Below are 19,955 nucleotides of genomic sequence, written 5' to 3' on the forward strand. Positions count from 1 at the left end.
ATAGCACCTTTAAAAGAGAACAAAAAAGGGGTTAAAAATATTTTGTTACCTTTGTCCGCTGTGCGCCATTTCATAATTTCCATTTTCATAGCGCGGTAGTCCCACTATATAATTCAAAGCGCACATTGGTCGTCTACACTTGAAAATCCCGGAGCAGGAAGTTATTTCACCCCTATTTCGAAAGAAAAAAGCCTCCTTCTGAAACAAACCAGCTCATTCGCTGTTTTTGTTTCAATACACATGATGATCAAATTTCCAAAAATAAGAACCACCCTCAGTAAAGGCGTTACGCTACCCGCCCTGATTTTTATCCTTGGTATCTGTCTACTATCCGCTACCTTCCCTCTACTGACCGAAGATCTACTGAATACCGTCAAATCCTTTATCTTTATCAACCTCAACTGGGTATACGTCTGGGCCGTGACCATCTTTGTCATCTTCCTCGTCTACCTTATGTTTAGCAAATACGGGGATATCAAACTTGGCAGCAACGATAGCAAGCCCCAATATTCGTTTTTCTCCTGGGTATCGATGCTCTTTGCCGCAGGTATGGGGATCGGCCTCATGTATTTTAGTGTCGCCGAGCCGATGCAACATTACTCAGACCCGGTATTCGACGGCAATACGCTGATCAATCGCGCCAAGAACGCACAGCTGTACACCTTTTTCCACTGGGGTATACATGCCTGGGCTATATATGGAATGGTCGGCCTATCCTTAGCTTACTTTGCACACCGCTACCGATTGCCGCTATCTCTGCGCAGTGGCTTCTATCCCCTCTTAAAAGACAAAATCAGTGGTCGCTGGGGCAATGCTATTGATGTATTCGCACTATGCAGTACTTTCTTTGGGATCACTACTACGCTCGGTTTTGGTGTTGTACAGATTACCTCAGGATTAGAGACGCTTCATATCATTCCAGAGAGCAGCTTTACCTACCAGGTCATTATCGTTGCTGTACTGGTATCTTTATCCATATTCTCCGCAGTATCTGGCGTAGACAAGGGCGTGCGTATACTCAGCAATGTCAATGTAGCCAGTGTTATCGTACTCCTTCTGGCTGTACTGGCTCTCGGACCGACGGTCTATCTTATCGGGAGCTTTACCGAAGGGCTGGGCAATTACTTCAACAATTTCTTCAACCTCACCTTCGGCACTCACGTGTATGAGGAAGATACCCTACCTTGGTTCTACAACTGGACTATCCTATACTGGGCCTGGTGGATCTCCTGGTCGCCTTATGTGGGGCTATTCATAGCCAAGATATCGAAAGGACGTACCATCCGCGAATTTATAGCCGCAGTCCTCATCCTACCGACGCTGTTCAATTTTATATGGATGTCGGTCTTTGGCAACAGCGCTATGTGGATCGACCTTAACATTGCCGATGGGGCATTGAGTAAACTGGCTACAGACCCCGATGCGCTCATGTTCCGTTTTTTCGAATACCTGCCTCTGTCCACCTTGTTTAATTTTGCCACCATTCTGATCATCGTGATATTTTTTGTCACCTCTGCCGATTCTGGCATCTTTGTGATGAATGGAATCGCTACCAAGAATGCCAAGATATCGCCCAAATGGCAGATTATATTCTGGGGAGTACTGTTGGCTACACTAGCGCTATTACTACTCAATGCTGGCGGTTTACAGGCCCTACAGAGTATGACCCTGATCACGGCCTTACCCTTTTCTATTATTGTACTTTTATTTATTGTCAGCCTGGTCAAGGCCCTGGCCATCGACAGAAGCTACTACGAAAAGGACTTTTCGGCTTCCACCGTTCCCTGGTCTGGAGAATCCTGGAAAGAACGCCTAAAACAGATTGTATCCTTTAAGGATAGCAAAACCGTGGATAAGTTTATACAGACGACTGTACGCGCGGCCTTCGACGAGTTGCAGGCCGAGTTTCAGTCCAACGGTATCGAGGCCAAGATCAACACCTACGAAAATCCCACACGGATAGAGATTGAAATCCACCACGACATTGTCAACAACTTTATCTATGGTGTAGAAAACAGCGCCCGTGAGGTGTCGGACTATCTGCTAACTGAGGACAATCTGCCGGATATACGCGAAGAGGAGAACCATTTCCCGAAATCCTATTTTGGCGATGCCCGCGAAGGATATGACGTACAGCTATTCACCAAAAATGAGCTGATATCGGATGTTCTCAAACACTACGAGCGCTTTATTGAAATCATTGTCGAACAGCGCAACGAAATGTTTATCAGCATTAATGCAAATCGCCGCATGAAATAGTGGCCAAAACACGAAGAGAAGAGGGAACTCCCCTCTTCTCCAACGACGATGCGCCATGTGTACCATCGCTATACACTGCAGCTGTTTATTATGAAGTGTCCATCCTCCAAAAGCGCCGATCAGACTACCGATAACGATATCCAGACGCCGGGCAGCAATCAATAAGTCTTAGTCTACGCTAAAAGCGGATCCGATCTCCGCCAAAAAGAAAGTCAGTGGTGTAATGAATATTACAGCAAGAGCATAATGTCGTACAACAAGCATTTCGATTATAAATTGTAGCATTAATATGAGCAAACAAAGATGTGGCATTGCAGGATTGGAGGTGAGCAATTAACCCGTATTTAACCAAACCATAACAATCTATTATTCAAAGCACAGCACTATCTTAACACAGACCCTATAGATTTGTTACAAACACAAACTCACACTATGTCTATAGCTCCACTTCGCACATTCAGGCCGCTACTGTGCCTACTTTTCTCCACCTTGATCCTCTTGTTGCATCAGCAGGCCCAAGCCCAGGGCACACAGGCCTCTATCAACGGGCGTGTCACCGACGAGCAGGGCAATACCGTGAGCAATGCTACCGTACGCATACGAAATGTGTCCACGGGATTCACCACCAGCACCCTCACCAACGAACGCGGGATGTACGACCTGAAGCAACTTCCGCTGGGCGGTCCATACACTGTAACCGTACAGTCTCTGGAAAAGGGCGAAGGATCGGCTGCAGGTGTACAGCTCAACCAGGGTGATGTCGCCTTGGTCAATATCGCTCTTATATCAAGCTCCCGACTCTTGGATGCGGTAGAAGTACGGGCCAATGCCTTACAGAATACTAAAGATTATCTGGGAGCCGCCACCGCGTTTTCCTCCAAAGATATACGTTCATTACCCGTCAACGGGCGTAATTTCACTTCGCTCACGGATCTATCCCCTTTGGCTCGAGGCGGAAGTATCTCCGGACAGCTAGGCTCTTCGACTAATTTTACCATTGATGGCATGAATGCCAAGAACCCTACATCTGCCGGAGCGACCACTAGCCGTAGCGGCGCTCCGTATTCTATCTCTATGGAAGCGGTACGCGAATTTAAGGTCGTGACCAACCAGTACGATGTCACCTTTGGCCGCAGTGGTGGCGGTACCATATCCGCAGCCACCAAAGCAGGTACCAATACTGTCACGGGGTCGGTTTTCGGGTTCGGGCGTGCGGACTGGCTCACCAGCAATTACGATATCCGTGGCAATAAACGCATTGGCGACTATTCTACCTACCAGTTCGGTTTCTCGCTGGGTGGCCCTATCATCAAGGACAAGCTGCACTATTTTGTCGTGTGGGACAGGCAACAGGACAACCGCTCCCTACTGATTGCCGATGTACGCTCTACCTCCAACGAAGAGCTCTATAAAATCAGTGCCACTACACTAGACCGCTACATGGGTATTGCCCGCAATAAATACGGCGTATCCGATCAGCCGCAGACCGGTGCTATTGCCAAAAAGAGAACTTCGGATGCAGTATTCCTACGCCTGGATTACCAGCTCAATGAGAAGAACCTATTGACCATCCGCAACAACCTCACATACGATTACAACCCTATGGGACTGGGAGACAATACCAATATCAATATTCTGGAATCCTGGGGGAATGACAAAAACTTTGACAACAGCCTATTGGCGACATTGCGTACCTCTATCTCTCCACGCATCACCAACGAGCTCAAGGCGCAATACCTCTACGTATATCAGAACAGCACACAGAGTGACCTCATCGGCAAAAATTATATTCCCCGTGCTATTGTAGAAAACGTATCATCGGATATAAACGGCAAGTCACTCGCCACCAACATACAGCTGGGCGGACACCGCTTTGCACAAGAAAGCTTCCGCAATCACGTATTTCAGGTATCCAACAACCTTTACTACGATACTGATTTTGCCAAATACACCTTCGGAGCAGATCTTATGGCCACACGCTCCAGCTCAATCTATGGATCGGAGGTCAATGGCCGCTTTCACTACACCACTACCGCCAAGACGGCTACCGCAGCTGAAATCCCGGCCTTGGACAACTTTGAAAACCTAAGACCTTACCGTTACTACCGTGAGGTACCCCTCAAGGATGATATCTCCGTAAAAGGTACCATCGCCAACATTGGTCTTTATGGTCAGATGAAAAAGAATCTGATGGCCGGTCTGGAGATGACAGCAGGTGTACGCCTAGACTACGCATCCTATCCCAAAGCCACCTTCAATCAGCTGGTATACGACGAGCTGGGCATACGTACCGACAATAAGATCAGTTCCTTTATCGTACAGCCTCGATTGCAGTTCTCCTGGGATATCAATGAAAATCAGACGGACTTTCTTCGCCTAGGTGCAGGTATCTTTGCTTCAGACCTCAATAACTATGTCATCATCAACAACCTGACATTCGATGGTTCAAATCTAGCTACCGTCGACGTACGTGGCAACGATGTACCTACGCCCGATTTCATCAACTACCGTAAGGACAAGAACAGCATCCCGTCTCTCGCACAGCATCAGCTGCCGACCATCAACTACACCGGCGACGATGTCAAAGTACCTACCGTTTACAAAGCCAATATCAACTACAGTAAGTTCATCACCGACAGGCTTAAAGTCGGTATCACTGGCTATATGACACTGGGCCGCAACAACTACACCTATATCGAACGCAACATGGTCGACCAACCGTACTTTCGTCTTGCCAACGAAGCCAACCGCGGGGTATTCGTGCCTGCTGACCGCATCGATAGCAAGACCGGACAACCTGACTGGAAAGATGGCCGCAAATCGGATAAACTAGGCCGCGTACTGGAGCTTACCAGCATAGGCAAGATCAACCAATACGCAGTTGTACTCGATGCGACTTACAACTATTTCAAGGACGGTACCATCACCGCTAGCTACACCTGGAACGACACTAAGGATAATACCTCTTTCAATGGTAATGTCGCCAATACGGCGACCCTCGTACAGCCTGTGGTCGATGATCCGCGCGACCTCAGCATGATCACCTATTCGGACAATCAGTTTCGTCACAAAGTGGTAGCCTACGGTACACTACCCACATTCTATGGTGTAGCTGTCGGTGTACGCTACACAGGCCTTGGAGGCACACGCTATACCATCCGCTCGGGCGCCAATACTAATGGTGATTTTGTAACTCCTGACAATGATTTGGCATATATCTTTGACTGGACCAATACAGCACTGCCGGAAGGCATTATCAAAGGATTTAACGGAATTCTAGACAATCCTGAGGCCAGCCAAAGTCTAAAAGATGTACTGACAAAATATAGAGGCCGCATTGCAGAGCGCAACGCCGGAGAGAACAGCTTCTTCGGGACTGTCGATATCCGTATCGCCCGCAACTTCAAATTTTACAAGACACATGGTATAGAGGTTTCTGCGGAGATCTTCAATTTTGGCAATCTGTTGAACAAAGAATGGGGAGTAAACCACTCTTTGGGCAACCAGACCCTATATAAAGTCAACTCCTTTGATGCTGCCAAACAAGAGTTTGTCTATAGCGTCAATTCAGTCGGAGCCAAAGGTTACACCGGCAGTCCTTACCAGATACAGCTGGGACTACGATACGCTTTTTAAATAAGGAGCAGTCCGCTTCAAACAAAAATCCCACTCCCTGATTATATAATCGGCGAGTGGGATTTTATCATCACAGCCCATCATTTTTTCATGCCACCAGAAAATTTTCTGAACAATACTATTCTACAAAAAAAACGCTAGATTAGTATATCGATAACCGACTTGTGCTATGTATCAGCACAGAGACCTATAACCACTATATATACAACAAAGAATAGTACCACCATTATGGAACCGACACCTCAAAAAAGCAAACGCCTTACATCGTTAGACGCACTCCGGGGATTTGACATGTTTTTTATCATGGGCCTAGCGGGAATAATAGTCGCCTTTACCGAGTTATTTCCCAACTCAACGGTCATGCAGTGGCTAGGTAGCCAGATGCACCACGTTGAGTGGCACGGTCTGACCCACCACGACACCATATTTCCGCTCTTCCTATTCATAGCGGGGATATCATTTCCCTTTTCCCTGGATGCCCAACGGCGTGTCGGCAGGAGCGACAGCGAAATCTATAAAAAAATCATCAAACGGGGCATCACCCTAGTGCTCTTGGGCATCGTGTACAATGGATTCTTCCGACTCGACTTCGAAAACCTGCGCTACGCCAGCGTATTGGGCCGCATAGGGCTAGCTTGGATGTTTTCCGCATTATTATTCGTGCGTTTTGGCACCAAGACCAACGCCCTCATCGCTCTATTTCTTCTGGTCGGATACTGGTTAGCCCTGTGGCTCATCCCCAATTCTTCCGATCCCTACTCCTTTGAGGACAATCTAGTCGGCACCGTAGACCGCTTACTGCTCCCGGGCAAACTCATTTATGGCTCCTTTGATCCGGAGGGACTATTGAGTACCATCCCCGCCATAGCCATGGCCATGTTTGGTATGTTTACCGGGCAGTGGATCCAGCTACCATCAGAAAAATACACCGATACAAAAAAAATAAACTACATGCTCGTTGCTGCCGTTTTATTGATCCTGATCGGTTATATCTGGAGCCTCCAGTTTCCCATCAACAAAAAACTATGGACCAGCTCCTTTGTCTGTGTGGTATCGGGCATATCCCTAATCCTATTCTCCCTGTTCTACTACATCATGGATGTCAAAGGATATAACAAGTATGCTCTGTTTTTTAGTGTCGTAGGGCTCAATTCCATCAGCATTTATCTAGCGCAGGAAATCGTCGGATTTTCCAAGATATCCAATTACTTTTTAGGAGGGATCGTCACACATCTGCCAGAAGCATATGGCAACCTACTCAGCAGCATCGGTTACTTTACGGTGTGCTGGCTATTTTTATATTTCTTGTATAAAAAGAAAATATTCCTCAAGGTCTAGTATCCTGACACAAAAGGCCCAGTTTCACTTCTGGGCCTTTTACTGTTATCCCCTCTCCGTTATCGCCTCGAGATTATGTAATTTGTCCTATGGAGACGGATTGTTATTGATATTTCACGAATTTAAAATTAAAGCTCATATATAGTTTTGTCTATTTTACATTTGGGCAATAGGTATGTTACCTCTATCAAAACGTTTTAAATGGATGAGAAGAGCTACAAAATTCGATTTTGTATTTCGATGCAATTACATTGCGTGCAAAGACGAATTTATGTAGGTTTGAGTGTTATCGCGCAAGGCGTGGCAAGCCTTTCATAAACGAAAAAAAACATAAAATGGAATTCGAACAAAAGACCAAAAAATCAAAAAGAAAGATAATAATCATTGTATTGGTTATTCTGGGACTACTTGTCTTTGCAGGAAATTATGCCTACAAAAGATATAAAGAAATTAATGATGAGACAACGGTACAAGTAACCATCAAATCTCCAATACAACTATATACGTATGATATAAATGTTAGAGAAAATAATGGCTTTACAAAGTATAAGCTAATCCCTGCCAACACAATAGTAGATATTGACCTGGAAAAATGGCATAATCTCGAAGGTGTAGGATATTTTTATAAAATCAAAAACTGGGAGGGCAGGGATGATATATTTGCAGAAGAAAAAATCCACCAATACATTCCGTCAAGTGCATTATCATACTATAGTTTTGATAACCTGAACTATTACGAAGTCTTTCCATCAGATGACTATAATGATATCCCTTCCCGGTTTCAATCCTGTATTGTCGATCTATTCTCCAAAAACCAATTTCACAGTAATAAAACCTGGAGATTTACCAGTATTCCTGACAGAGTAAAAGATGTTATCGCTTTCGGTGATTTTGTAGGCAGTAAGACTCCGGGTGTGGCTATTGTGCTAGAGGATTATTCCGCAGAAAACAGCCAGGTTTATATTCTTCATAAAAATGCTTCCAATGGTTGTGATATCGTCTATTCCGGGAATTGGGGTACAGCACCCACAATCAAAAGCTTCAAAAAAGGACAACTAATCTATATCAATGAATATTATGGAAATCTGGATAAAACGCAGGCTCCCAATGATGGTATTTTCATAAAAAACGCAACCGAGTACAAAGCCATTTTCTATAGTCCTAAAGAAAAACGCTTTGTACTATATGACCAATACACTCCGGAACAGGTACAAGAAATAGAAAAGAATATAAGAGAGAATCCCTATAATGAGCAGTCTGAAGAAGACACATCCGACGAAGAAACGAATTCTGAAACAAGAGAAACTACAAAAACAACAACGGAAAATGAGGTTAATTAACAATTTTTTGGTCAGCTGTTGACCGCCTAATAAAATCAAATCGGGACAACAATAGTAATCCCCCCTATAGGAATATATAAAGAAGACTAATCAAGTCTGAGATCATAAACAGCTATAAAACAGCAACAGTATCGTTATATTTCCTCAATAAAAACATCCAAATGGACAAAGAGAACTACAAAATTCGCTTTCATATTTCGACGCAATTGCATTGTGTAAAAGCGAATTTATGTAGGTTTATATAACAAATCATTTTCAACAATGAACAAGAATCTATTTTCAGGGATATCCAGTATGATTTTGGCAGCAATGATGCTGACATTTACGGCATGTAATAGCTCTAATGTAGACCGAGCGGAACGTCTCGACTGGGAGGGAAAAACCGAAGAAGCGATCAAGCTCTATCAAGAAGCTATCGACGAGGGAAACATTGAAGCAATCAGCAAGCTCGCGCTACTATACGCCAACACCCATAAGCCTGAAAAGGCTAAAGAATACTATAAAATGGCTGTCGATAAAGGGGATAAAGAGGCGGCAGGAATCCTTGCCAATTTTAGTCTAAGGGACGAGAATTACGAAGAGGTGATTACCTACCTGAAACCTATTGTAGATGCCGGAGATACGACGCAAGTCTATACCCTGGGAAGTGCCTACGTAAAATTGGGACAATACGACCAGGCAGTACAAGTACTGCTAAAAAATAAGAACAGTGTATACGTCAAAACGATATTGGGTACGGCTTACTACGAACTAGGTGATATGGAAAATGCGGAAAAATATTGGAAATCGGGTGTGTACGATCACAGATCTGGAGGAATCAACTCGTACAACAAACTCCTGGAACTGTACAAAGAGCAGGGACGAACCGCCGATTACGAGGCATTGGAGGGAGCATATTAATAAGAAATCACCATACAGCCTAATAGTAAGAAAACAATATTAGTGCTATCAGAAAAAAGAAGGCGCTGCCAATTAGAGCAGCGCCTTAATAAATTATAAGGACTAAATCGGAAGAGAACGAACCGAAATCCCCATAAAGTCCTATCGTATAAGCACGTTAGCCTTCGTATTGAATCGACCAGTCAAACGGTGTTGTGCAGGGGTCGCATTCAAATTTCAATACCTTACCTAAACATTTTGCCTTTTTGCCTTTCTTCACAAATACATAGGCAAGGTCCAAATATTGTTCAACTTCCTGACCACTTTCATCCCGACCTTTTAATATAACAGAGTAATATTTTCCTTCGTCATCTTTTTTGTAAAACACTTCGTTTACTGTGACCTTTTGAGGGAGATCATCATCGCAGCAGCTACACCATAAAATGACAATAGGTTCTTTTTTGAGATAGGCGACAGCAGCCTCTGCCTGTTGCTGTGTCAATGCCTGAAGCTGATCCGCACGGGACACAAAAGCGGTGCACAGTAACGCAAAAAGTAAAATAAAATTCTTCATATCAAAATATTTAAAAAAATAGGGTGAGCAAATATTATGCCCTTTGAGAACAAAAGCGGATGCTATGAGCATCCGCTTTTGTTAATAACCATAAAGCTCCCAAAAATTGAGCGCTTTCTATCCTGAAAATCGCTAACTAGTCGATAGCAACGACTTTACCTGATTCATCTATCTTGAAACTAAAAGGGTAATAATTCTGACTTACCATCCGACCAGTTTGCGTCTTTCCTTCTCCTTTCTTGGTTGTATTTATCGTAAAACGCTGTTTTATCTTTCCATTATCCTCCACAGTGAATCCATACTCTGCCAGCGCATAATTTTCGTACTCCTCTGGGATCAGCTCTACTGCTTCGCCGATTTTATAGGGTATCGGATCTACATCAAACTCCTTAACTGCGACCGTTTTTGTCTTGGCAAGGTGCTTCATTTTCTGCTTCGAACCAAAAGTTTCAGCGGGTTCTTTCATTCCATCAGTAGCACTGAACACATCTTCCATCTGCTTATCTCCATCCCAATATACCGCAGTGATAGTACCAAGCTCGCCATAAAGCTCATCCTTTGCTTTGATGACCAGTTCCTGAACCTGTTTATCCGCATCAAAATGTTTATCGATTAGCTGTTTTACAGCTTTACCACCACCTTCGTTTTGTGGATAAACACCTCCATCCCCACAAGAAGTCATTAAGAACACACCTGCTAAAGCTGCCAAAATTGTAGTTTTCATCTTTTTCATTTTCTGATTAATTATGCTCATTTAGTTTGTTACCATATTCTTTGAACTATCCAAAGCTACAGATATTAATCACAGTTATGCGGAAAACGACATGATGATTTACAATTCGCAGGCATCGCGTATAAAAGCGTTCGGATTTTAAATCAGAGCGCCCTATTGTACTGGATGGTGCTCAGTCTTTATCAAAGTCCCTCCTTCGTCATAAAACTTCCATTCGCCCCACTGTCTACCGTTTCTATAGCTCCCTGACTGACTCACCTGTCCATTCTCATAATATTCTTGCAGATCAACGCCCGTATTTCCGTCCTCGTCTTTGCTGTATAACAAAACCTGAGTCAACATCCCTGAGTTGTCATAATGCTTCCATTCGCCCGAAGGGTCACCATCCTTGTAGCGACCAGTTTTACTTAATTGACCATTCTCGTGATAAAACTTCGCCGAACTTATTTCCCCAGCCTTATCATAAATCAGGCTTTGACGTAAATCGCCCTTATCGCCAAACATTTTCCATTCGCCTATTTTCTTACCTCCCTCATAATAAGCACTATCAGATAATTGTCCATTCCAATGGTAATTTTTCCACTCACCGGTCTGCTTGCCACTCTCGTAGCGACCAACTTTTTCAAGTTGCCCGTTATCAAAATAATACTTCCATTCGCCATCTTCGACATAGCCAGCACGATTACCAATCCTTTTTAATTGGCCTTTATCATTATATTCTCTAAATTCCCCCTTTGGCTCTCCTTCCTCATAGCTCCACACTTCCCATAACTTGCCATTGAGGTGATAAGTGTTCCATTCGCCAGTGGCTTTGTCATTCTTATAAGTGCCTTCTTCACCAAGTTTTCCGTTTGATTGATAACTTTTAGAGACTCCGGTTCTATTTCCGTTTTCATAGTACACGGTCTCCCGTAGTTGCTCATTCTCATGATACGTCTTCCATTCGCCGGTCCTATTTCCTTCACCATCAAATTGTCCTACTGATTCTAATTTTCCGTTTTCAAAGTAAGACTTCCACTGTCCACTTTCCAGACCTTTAGCATCAAACTGCCCACTCACCTTTAGCTTACCACTAGGATAAAAGATTTCGTGCTTCTTTTGTCCGAAAACAAATACGTGTATCAAAAGTATAGACGTCAGTATGACCAGCTTTTTCATCGAATTTTGTACTATTTATAACACCTTATATTCACTTCTTATTGTTCCTACCCTGTTAACAAAAGGACTAAAAACTGGGATCGGTGATGGGATAATACTTGATCAAGACATCTTTTCTAATATTATCCTTGCCTAGCTTTTGGCGAACGACAGACGTGTTCACTACTGTGATGTATTTCACCGGATCACCATTGGATTCGAAAACAATGACTTCAGCGAAATTAGTCGAATCGATACTTTCCATCGGTTGCTTTAATAGGCTCAAATCACCTGAATCCAATGCCTCAATCAACTCATCCTTGCTTTCGATGTAAGGAATCTTCGCAAACGGTTTACGTCTGACCATCCAGGCATCGTTCTGTTCTGAAAAAGGCTCGGATGCCTTGCCAAACATCACAGCTAATACAACACTGATCAAAATCACAGCGAACTCACCAAACCACAATGCCCATAGGACAGCACCGCTTACCGTTGAACTACCCTCTACGCGGAATGTCCCCACTTCATTCAAAGCGACAATCTCTTCTACCAAGGCCTGAGGATGGGTAAACAAAAAGAATATATTGTCAAAGAGTGACGTAAACCCTTCCTGATCACGATTTAGAGAAAAGCCATTGGTATTGTACATAAACTCATCAAAAAATATCCATTGCATATAATACGCAAGCAACCCGTAGAATACTCCAATAACAGCTGCGACTTTGATATTCCTGATTTTTCCCAAACCAATGCCCAGGTCAATAAAAAAGCCTAGCCCTAAACCGAACATAACGGCTGATATCGCTGCAAACCAGATATTGGGAATCCAATGGTTGACGAGGACATATAGAAGAGGCAAAAGGATGCAGCCTAATATTCCAAAAAGAACGGTTTTCAATACTCCTGTAAAGGAGAAAGCCCCTGAGGGAATGTATTTTTTAGTCATGAAAGTTAATATTTGCGGGCAAAAGTAAATAAAATCGAAAATTGATAACAAACTTGATGCCGATTATCCGGGCTAAAAGATCATCTGATAAGATAAGCCTACTTTTTGTGACTGATAGTAAGGCATTAGCATGCTTTGTCTATTCCCCTTCTTTTTATGAAAAAGTGTACTGACTTTAGGATAAATCCAATACGCCAGCTCCGTCGAAAGGATTCCTACGCCCGCCCCGGCAACGATATCTGTCATCCAATGTTTATTATTCACCACCCTGTATACACCAGTAAAGACAGCAAATGGGTAACCCGCTAGGCTTAATAAGGTATTACTATGCCGGTATTCTCTATACATAAAATGGGCATTGGAGAATGCTGTCGCAGCATGGCCTGAAGGAAAAGATTTACGGTTCGATCCGTCAGGACGTTCTTCTCCGATCCAACTTTTGGCAGGGGTCACGATGGCGGCGGCAATCAGCTGCGAAGAGGCATAAATGATAGTCCGAGCACCTAAATCATGCCGACCTTTTACACCAAAAAGATTCAACCCATAAACCATTACGCCCGGAACATACTGTGTGTAGTCATCCAAAACGGTTCGACTTAGATTATGCTCGGCCACCTCTTGTCTAATCCCTAGATCCCACTTTTTCATGGCGGGGACGGCAAAGCTAACCGCACCTGCGGCGATCAGTCCGGATGGAAGAATGAGCTTCTTGGGACTTAGTTTATAAATATCAGCGTCAACGGTACTGGAATCCCTTAAAGATTCACGGCTAAGGCTGTCAAGCCCAAAGGAGAAATTATAATTCCCGATTATATAAACGAAAAAAAGTACTCTCAATATCATAGCTATAGTTTATTTAATATTAAATAGGAAGGCCAGAAGCCTATGTTGTGGCGTACGCTATTCCCTCACTGCTGTGAAACAAACTATAGGCAAATGCCTCGTCTGAATAACGGACAGGGAATAGAAAATGGGATGTAGACATCGAAAAGTCTACGAAAAACTAAGCTGTAATAGGTTTTGGGGGTTGCCAGACACTAGCACTACCCTGCGAAATAAAGTCAAAATCCGAGGGTGCCTGATGTTTGATTAAGAAAAAATGGATAGGGGCTGCCAAATCAAGGGAATGGAAATGAAAGGCAGTCATCGTAATCCCACAGCAAGAACATAGGCAAAAGGGTGAGCACGTGTCGTCCTGATCTTGACTATGACTATGGGAGCTTTCGGTTTTAATCTGTTGGGAATTATCACAGCTATTGGTCAAATCAGAACAGGGAACCATCAAAAGTCCCATCATAAAAACCAACAGTATCGCGGATAAAAGCCTCATTATGAAAACAAATATAAAAAAAACCGATCACAATTAGTGACCGGTTTTTTTTATAATAGGATTCTTTTTTTAATCTATTCTGATCGACCTTCCTATCGGGACAGCTGATTTAAAAGGCTTTTTGCCACGTTTAGATCCTCATTCCATGTAGCGGATGGCATATGGCTGCGAAATTTCGCAATCATACTATTTAATTGTGCTAGTGATTTTTCATCTTTTTTATCCGTCAGTTGCTTCTTCACGATTTGTACTTTCTCATAGTCCTGGATCCCCTCTCGCATACGCTCAAAACGAACAGAGCTACGTGCATCTGGATATACCACAAAAGTATCTCCAGCAGGCCATGTCCTGAAACGGGAGTCTAATAACGGATTTTCTACCCATGAATTGTACGCCCACCGCAATACACCATCATATCCAGTAGCCAATGTGTACCAACCTAAATAAGTCGACTCGGCAGGCGCAGAAAAGGTAAACTGATTCGGAAAACTATTGTTACAGTAAATATAAAATGTAGTATTCAGCCCCTTTGCCTTACGTGTAGCAATATCTATAGAGTCCAATGGGTGCTGTACAGCACTGGATATATCCTGACTGGTTGGATAGCGCTTAAAGGTCTGTTTATTATCGGCATAAGCAACCCCCAATCCAGGAGCCACACCTTCGATCAGCGAAAATGCAGCTGCCATCTCCTCACTATTACGTTCGTCCAGTGCAATATTGGTGATACCCAACCAACCTTTCTCTTTTAAATGTTTAGAGAAATCTTTTAAAAAGGGTTCCCAAATAGCTATAAAAGTATCAGTCCCAGGTTGAGCGACTACATTAACAACCTCTGCCGTAGCAGCATCCTTATAGTGGATTTCATTGTTCCATGGTACGATCGAATAGCAGTTGATGGATTTTTTGATCCCTAAATCCATCATAAAAGAGACCCATTTATCAAAAACTGAATAATCATAGGTCCAACTTCCGTCCTTTTCCTTGGTCCAAAGAATCATATCAGCGTAAGGATCCTGAGTCTGTACATTCCAAGGATCCTTATTTAAGGTCGCAGTAATGACCTTTTGTCCTGCACTGGCTAACAGCTCCATCTGAGGACGCAAGGCATTAAAATGCTCCTCGCTCCATAAAGGGACCTTATTCCAACGCGCCACCGCTGAAGGATGTTGCCACTGGTCTAAGTGAAAGGTCCAGGATGAAGCGGGCGGCAATTCTTGATTAATCACATCAATATCCAGTGATAATTCCTGTGCTCCTAGAGACTGCCCCTCCACAATGATCTTACCTGTATATTTACCCGGTTTTGCATCTCGAGGAATATGCAGTGTAATCCATACTGGACGAACAGTCTTTCCAGGTAAATTCATTTGATTAATATTGTCCAAGATATCGGGAGATAAACTAGCCGGATAATCCTCTGGCTTTCGCTCTCCACAACCTTTTCCAAACTCATCAGTCATCACATAACGTACAAAACGGGCCTGTGCGTTTTGCTTAGTTATGGTCCCTCCATCTCCCACAAAATCACTTAGCGTCACCATTATATCGTCATGTTTGGCATTGGACCATAATAATACCTGCGCCGATAGTATTTCTCCTCTCCAACCCGTCAATGTTTCCTTATTCTGGATCTTTATATCGGGCTGGGAAGATTTGGCAAATCGCTGATCAATTGTCACAAAGGAAACCTTAAGCCTATCATCACCATTATCCCAGCTCTGTACATGCTGTGCGGCCTGTGGATCAGCAAGCTCTTCAAATGTGCTCTTTATTGGTGCTTCTTTTTGCTTTGAAGACGGTCCACAAGCCCATACTGAAAAACAGATTACTCCTATACCCCATATTAAATTTCGTCTTTTCATATGTATATAATTTGTCTTTTATCTGTCATATGGAATATCCAAACTATATTCATTCGTGTTTGTGCAGTTGCTGCTACATGGATATTTCATATCTAAAAAATTATTAAACGTAACCAGTCTTAAAGCTTAATCTTGAGCAGCTCAGGACGCATCAACACTAACGATAGTGGAAGTTGCAATGTCCGTCCCTGTTGCTGAAATGCGATTGGCTTCCATGCCCCAGAGGCATCCATGAGTGCTACAGCTTTTACTTTTATACCTTGGGCTACATCCAGCTCTAACTCTTCCGTAGGATCCGAACTTAAATTGATCAGCGTCACAATAAGTTCACCGGTCTGCTTATCTTTATTACAGACACAGAACACATTGGGTTTGTTTTTTACAAAGACAGGCAACGATGTTCCGGCCGCCCATTCTATATTCTGCCGTATAATTTCCTTCTTCTTGTAGTTCAATGTCGTCGAAGAGTAATTGCCCCGCAAGTCGAATGCACTGATTACTATCCGTCCGCCGAGACTATTAACAAATCGTACCATACTTGGAATAAGTGGCTTTTCGTGCTCATCCAAAAAATCGGTGACTACTTCTACATCTCCTTTAGGTTCGAGACGAGAGAAACTTCCTCCTTCTGTACCTGCCGGTGCAAAGATCCAATTGTACTGCAGATCCCCTACGATATTATGATATTGCTCGGGATGACGAAGTCCTTCATAACAGGACTGTACATTTTCTTTGAAGGGCACGATATCAACCCCTAAATACTGTCCATATCCCATCTTCTGCAAACTTTCTGCTGCTACCGCATCAAGGAGCAAGCCTCCGCTAAGGAGCTGCTTTATACGTACATCGTCCATGGATTCAACTCCTCTTCCTGCCAGCAATTTGGCCGAGCCTCCTTTGGTTGTATACGGAATACCAAAACGTCCTAAAGAGATAATCCACGAATTGAGGCCCAGTTCTGGTCGGCTTCCTTTATAAGGGACTACAACATGGGAATCAGGCAGGTGAATCATTTCGCAGCCTATAACTTCTGCATTCTTAACCGCTTCCTTGATCGCAATAATCCGAGGTATCTCGCGTATGTACATCGCTGCGTAGCCCTTGTCTTCCAAAGGATTGTCCAGGTATTGGGTAACATAAAAAAGGCTTTGGTCAAAACCATAGGAAAAAGCAGTCACCATAAGACTTTTTATCTTGGCCGCAGACATAAAGAAGCGGGTATGTGGATAAGTGTCTGACTCATGAAAACATTCATATTCCTTTGGAATGTGCTGTATGCTGTGCAATGCATGAAAAATATCCCCTGGCAGCCCATGTGGAGAATCCGAAGAATAACTGCTGCCATACAATCTCACCGTAGGCGTCGTATTCCCGGCAAATGCAGCGGTCAACTCGTTGGTAAAGTCTCCGTCAAAATCAGCACTCCCTGATTGACATAAGGAGATGATAGTCTCGGGAGCAATCTGGTCTACTTTCTGCCGTATTTTTTTTGCCAAATAGATAAGTGAATCTTTACTGAGCCTCGCCCATGCCCGACGTAATCGGATGCTTTCGGCATTGCTCTCTTCAAAAATCTTCATCAGTTCCTCACGCGTATATTGACGCCCCTCACGCTTCGCAAACTCTTGCAGATGTAAAGGACAGAAACAGCCAAACTTAACGGCTGGAGGTTGGTGACTCAATTCATAATCATCCTCAAACTGCAACATGTAAGGTCTAGCAACACGCACCACCGTCGCTACATTGTCACTAAACTCTTCGCTGAATATGGGATCATACGGACACGGGCTCGTGTCACTTATAGCTCCACTTAAATCTGTTATATATTGGAAACGCCTGTCAAATCCTGAACGTAAAGATGGAGCACACCACCAGCCGATCTTAATATCGTGTTTGGCCAGATCTGCCTGTGCCATTTTTATATGTTGACCTATTTCTTCATAGACTTCTTTCTTAGGAAATCCCTTAAAACGTACCTCTTCCAAAGGTCCAACAAACAGAAAACGTCCTATTCCATATTGCTCTTTCATCTGGATCAACTGCCTATACATCTCCTCTTTGCGATTTGGATAGAACTTAAATGGCGCCGTTGTTTTCAACGAATTCGCAACATCTAAATGAAGTTCTCCTAGCTTACCTAAACCGTCTATCTCAGGCCGTAAAGATGTCTTTACACTCGCTATTTCACTGATAAAAAGTGACCCTAAAGCGGTATTTTTTATAAAATCTCTTCTTTGCATAATATTCTTTTCAACGGGTTTAGTAATTAGGTGTTGGCGTTAGCTTTTTGTTTCTATCCAAAGCATCCTGAGGAATAGGGAGAAAATAATTCTTAGTTTTATCAAACACACGCTTTCCATTAGGTGCTTCAAACACCTTATATACAGTCGTTCCAGCAATGTCCTCTATTAATATACCATGAGAATTTTGATTCAGTACAATTTCAGCCTGTTTTAACCTAATTATATCCAACCATCTTTTCTCTTCAAAAGCCAATTCTACCCGTCGCTCTTGCTGAATAAGCTTCCTCATATCGCTTTGGTTAAGCCCAGCAGGGAAATTAGGTAAGTCACTGCGATCACGCAACAATTTGATAACATCATACACCTCAGGTACAGCCCCTTTAGCTTCATTAAGCGCCTCGGCATAACTTAATAAGACCTCCGCATAGCGGAATATGGTATAACTGGCGCTACTCAAGCGGTTAGGGCCTAAAACATCATACTGTGGGTTCATTCCTTTTCTTAGGTAATATCCAGTATTGGTCGCCTCGTTGACATTACTAACATCTGTTGCATTTTTACTACCGACACCTTGCTTCATGACCATGATATCGCCCTTCCACTCTGCCCCATCATATACGATCGACTGATAAAACCTCTTTTCTCGGTTGGCGTAAGGTTTTTGAGGATCATAACCCGAATTAGGATCTGTAATAGGCAATCCGTTTTTCATAAAATAAGCATCGACCATCTCTTGTGTTGGATTGACTCCGCCATAGGATTTGGCGGCAGACCTGACAAAAGTGGGGCCCTGTAACCCTTCCCTACTCGATCCTAAAACAGTTCCTCCCAGATGCCTCCTTTGGAAGATCGATTCCTTGTTGTTATTATTCGCTTCAAAGAATTGCTCATTATAATCAGCGAATAGGCTATATACCTTTAAATCTATCACTCGCTTATTCGTCTCCGCAGCCGCCTCCCACCGTTTCAGATCATTACTGGTATTGTACAAAGGGCTGGCCCAAAATAACTGTGCCCAACCTTTTAAGGTCAAAGCCGCCCCTTGTGTAGCCCGTCCTAAATCAGCACTCTTCGGAAGATCCTGTGCTGCGGCTTCACATTCCTCTGTTATAAACTTAAAAACCTCTTCGGCTGTATTATTAGCCTGAAAAATCGCTTCGCCTTGTGTATTTTGATTCAACACCTTGGTCACGATAGGCACGGAACCGTGGCTAGTCCATAGTATATTGTAGAAATAAGCGCGAAGAAAACGCGCTTCAGCCAATCGAACTTTCTTCCAATTCTCATCCAAAGAACCTTCACTTACACGTTCTATAAAAAGATTAGCCTTTCGAATAGCAGCGTATAATCCCCAACGGTGTTCTGTACCCTCCACATTCTCCGCATTATAAGCTGAGATAGCATATATAGTATGTGATCTCTGCCCATTCACCCCATTAATGGAATTGTCTGACCAATTCTCTCCTGGATCGAAGGTTCCGAATGGCGAGGTAATACTGCTGTATACATTGTTCAAGAACAGGTCCGCATTATCTTTATTAACCCAAAGGGTGGCATCGGAAACCTGGTCGGCAGGTGTAACTTCTAAAAAAGAACTACAAGAAGGAAGGCTAAATAACAATACGCTTCCTGTTAATATTTTGATTAAGTTTTTACTTTTCATGTTAGGCAATAT

The 19,955-nt window shown here is 43.3% G+C and carries 15 protein-coding genes; 5 read left to right on the forward strand and 10 right to left on the reverse strand.

Going from position 1 to position 19,955, the window contains the following annotated elements; translation table 11 throughout:
* Window positions 1-240: 240 nt before the first annotated feature.
* Complete coding sequence (locus tag JKG64_RS19945; RefSeq protein ID WP_210356032.1) at window positions 241-2,259, forward strand: BCCT family transporter; 2,019 nt, start codon at window positions 241-243, stop codon at window positions 2,257-2,259.
* A 168-nt stretch (window positions 2,260-2,427) separates the two neighbouring features.
* On the opposite strand, the gene JKG64_RS23345 is transcribed toward JKG64_RS19945, so the two are convergent.
* On the reverse strand, window positions 2,428-2,571 hold the full coding sequence (locus JKG64_RS23345; RefSeq protein WP_380892547.1) for a hypothetical protein: 144 nt from the start codon (window positions 2,569-2,571) through the stop codon (window positions 2,428-2,430).
* A gap of 120 nt (window positions 2,572-2,691) precedes the next feature.
* On the opposite strand from JKG64_RS23345, the gene JKG64_RS19950 reads away from it, so the two are divergent.
* From JKG64_RS19950 to JKG64_RS19965, 4 genes are all read left to right on the forward strand, one after another.
* Window positions 2,692-5,895 (forward strand): TonB-dependent receptor, encoded by a 3,204-nt coding sequence (locus JKG64_RS19950; protein ID WP_210356033.1) that lies wholly within the window; start codon window positions 2,692-2,694, stop codon window positions 5,893-5,895.
* A 162-nt stretch (window positions 5,896-6,057) separates the two neighbouring features.
* Complete coding sequence (locus JKG64_RS19955; RefSeq protein ID WP_210356034.1) at window positions 6,058-7,233, forward strand: acyltransferase family protein; 1,176 nt, start codon at window positions 6,058-6,060, stop codon at window positions 7,231-7,233.
* A gap of 335 nt (window positions 7,234-7,568) precedes the next feature.
* Complete coding sequence (locus tag JKG64_RS19960; RefSeq protein ID WP_210356035.1) at window positions 7,569-8,573, forward strand: hypothetical protein; 1,005 nt, start codon at window positions 7,569-7,571, stop codon at window positions 8,571-8,573.
* A 261-nt stretch (window positions 8,574-8,834) separates the two neighbouring features.
* Complete coding sequence (locus JKG64_RS19965; protein WP_210356036.1) at window positions 8,835-9,473, forward strand: tetratricopeptide repeat protein; 639 nt, start codon at window positions 8,835-8,837, stop codon at window positions 9,471-9,473.
* 157 nt (window positions 9,474-9,630) lie between these two features.
* On the opposite strand, the gene JKG64_RS19970 is transcribed toward JKG64_RS19965, so the two are convergent.
* The 9 genes from JKG64_RS19970 to JKG64_RS20005 all read right to left on the reverse strand — a co-directional run bounded on the left by JKG64_RS19970 (window position 9,631) and on the right by JKG64_RS20005 (window position 19,943).
* On the reverse strand, window positions 9,631-10,026 hold the full coding sequence (locus tag JKG64_RS19970; RefSeq protein WP_210356037.1) for a hypothetical protein: 396 nt from the start codon (window positions 10,024-10,026) through the stop codon (window positions 9,631-9,633).
* Between the two features lie 136 nt (window positions 10,027-10,162).
* Complete coding sequence (locus tag JKG64_RS19975) at window positions 10,163-10,750, reverse strand: hypothetical protein (protein WP_210356038.1); 588 nt, start codon at window positions 10,748-10,750, stop codon at window positions 10,163-10,165.
* Between the two features lie 162 nt (window positions 10,751-10,912).
* A complete protein-coding gene (locus JKG64_RS19980; protein WP_210356039.1) occupies window positions 10,913-11,917 on the reverse strand; it encodes a toxin-antitoxin system YwqK family antitoxin in 1,005 nt (334 codons plus the stop codon).
* A gap of 67 nt (window positions 11,918-11,984) precedes the next feature.
* Window positions 11,985-12,842: a hypothetical protein gene (locus JKG64_RS19985; RefSeq protein ID WP_210356040.1), complete on the reverse strand. Its 858-nt coding sequence runs from the start codon at window positions 12,840-12,842 to the stop codon at window positions 11,985-11,987.
* A 72-nt stretch (window positions 12,843-12,914) separates the two neighbouring features.
* On the reverse strand, window positions 12,915-13,685 hold the full coding sequence (locus JKG64_RS19990; protein WP_210356041.1) for a phosphatase PAP2 family protein: 771 nt from the start codon (window positions 13,683-13,685) through the stop codon (window positions 12,915-12,917).
* Between the two features lie 160 nt (window positions 13,686-13,845).
* Entirely contained in the window at window positions 13,846-14,172 is a 327-nt protein-coding gene (locus tag JKG64_RS23350) for a DUF6660 family protein (RefSeq protein WP_380892540.1), read from the reverse strand.
* Window positions 14,173-14,264: 92 nt separating this feature from the next.
* Window positions 14,265-16,037, reverse strand: a complete 1,773-nt coding sequence (locus JKG64_RS19995; RefSeq protein ID WP_210356042.1) for a DUF4091 domain-containing protein — start codon at window positions 16,035-16,037, stop codon at window positions 14,265-14,267.
* 119 nt (window positions 16,038-16,156) lie between these two features.
* Window positions 16,157-18,277 (reverse strand): hypothetical protein, encoded by a 2,121-nt coding sequence (locus tag JKG64_RS20000; protein ID WP_210356043.1) that lies wholly within the window; start codon window positions 18,275-18,277, stop codon window positions 16,157-16,159.
* 19 nt (window positions 18,278-18,296) lie between these two features.
* A complete protein-coding gene (locus JKG64_RS20005) occupies window positions 18,297-19,943 on the reverse strand; it encodes a RagB/SusD family nutrient uptake outer membrane protein (protein WP_210356044.1) in 1,647 nt (548 codons plus the stop codon).
* Window positions 19,944-19,955 lie beyond the last annotated feature (12 nt).

The sequence above is a fragment of the Sphingobacterium tabacisoli genome (assembly GCF_017908035.1).
Lineage (GTDB): Bacteria > Bacteroidota > Bacteroidia > Sphingobacteriales > Sphingobacteriaceae > Sphingobacterium > Sphingobacterium tabacisoli.

What these genes read in the sequence shown, in the direction of transcription:
- JKG64_RS19975 (WP_210356038.1), bottom strand. Translation starts at nt 10,750, where the DNA reads ATGAAAACTACAATTTTGGCAGCTTTAGCAGGTGTGTTCTTAATGACT.
- JKG64_RS19945 (WP_210356032.1), top strand. Translation starts at nt 241, where the DNA reads ATGATGATCAAATTTCCAAAAATAAGAACCACCCTCAGTAAAGGCGTT.
- JKG64_RS19960 (WP_210356035.1), top strand. Translation starts at nt 7,569, where the DNA reads ATGGAATTCGAACAAAAGACCAAAAAATCAAAAAGAAAGATAATAATC.
- JKG64_RS19980 (WP_210356039.1), bottom strand. Translation starts at nt 11,917, where the DNA reads ATGAAAAAGCTGGTCATACTGACGTCTATACTTTTGATACACGTATTT.
- JKG64_RS19970 (WP_210356037.1), bottom strand. Translation starts at nt 10,026, where the DNA reads ATGAAGAATTTTATTTTACTTTTTGCGTTACTGTGCACCGCTTTTGTG.
- JKG64_RS19995 (WP_210356042.1), bottom strand. Translation starts at nt 16,037, where the DNA reads ATGAAAAGACGAAATTTAATATGGGGTATAGGAGTAATCTGTTTTTCA.
- JKG64_RS23350 (WP_380892540.1), bottom strand. Translation starts at nt 14,172, where the DNA reads ATGAGGCTTTTATCCGCGATACTGTTGGTTTTTATGATGGGACTTTTG.
- JKG64_RS20005 (WP_210356044.1), bottom strand. Translation starts at nt 19,943, where the DNA reads ATGAAAAGTAAAAACTTAATCAAAATATTAACAGGAAGCGTATTGTTA.
- JKG64_RS19985 (WP_210356040.1), bottom strand. Translation starts at nt 12,842, where the DNA reads ATGACTAAAAAATACATTCCCTCAGGGGCTTTCTCCTTTACAGGAGTA.
- JKG64_RS19990 (WP_210356041.1), bottom strand. Translation starts at nt 13,685, where the DNA reads ATGATATTGAGAGTACTTTTTTTCGTTTATATAATCGGGAATTATAAT.
- JKG64_RS19965 (WP_210356036.1), top strand. Translation starts at nt 8,835, where the DNA reads ATGAACAAGAATCTATTTTCAGGGATATCCAGTATGATTTTGGCAGCA.
- JKG64_RS19950 (WP_210356033.1), top strand. Translation starts at nt 2,692, where the DNA reads ATGTCTATAGCTCCACTTCGCACATTCAGGCCGCTACTGTGCCTACTT.
- JKG64_RS20000 (WP_210356043.1), bottom strand. Translation starts at nt 18,277, where the DNA reads ATGCAAAGAAGAGATTTTATAAAAAATACCGCTTTAGGGTCACTTTTT.
- JKG64_RS23345 (WP_380892547.1), bottom strand. Translation starts at nt 2,571, where the DNA reads ATGCCACATCTTTGTTTGCTCATATTAATGCTACAATTTATAATCGAA.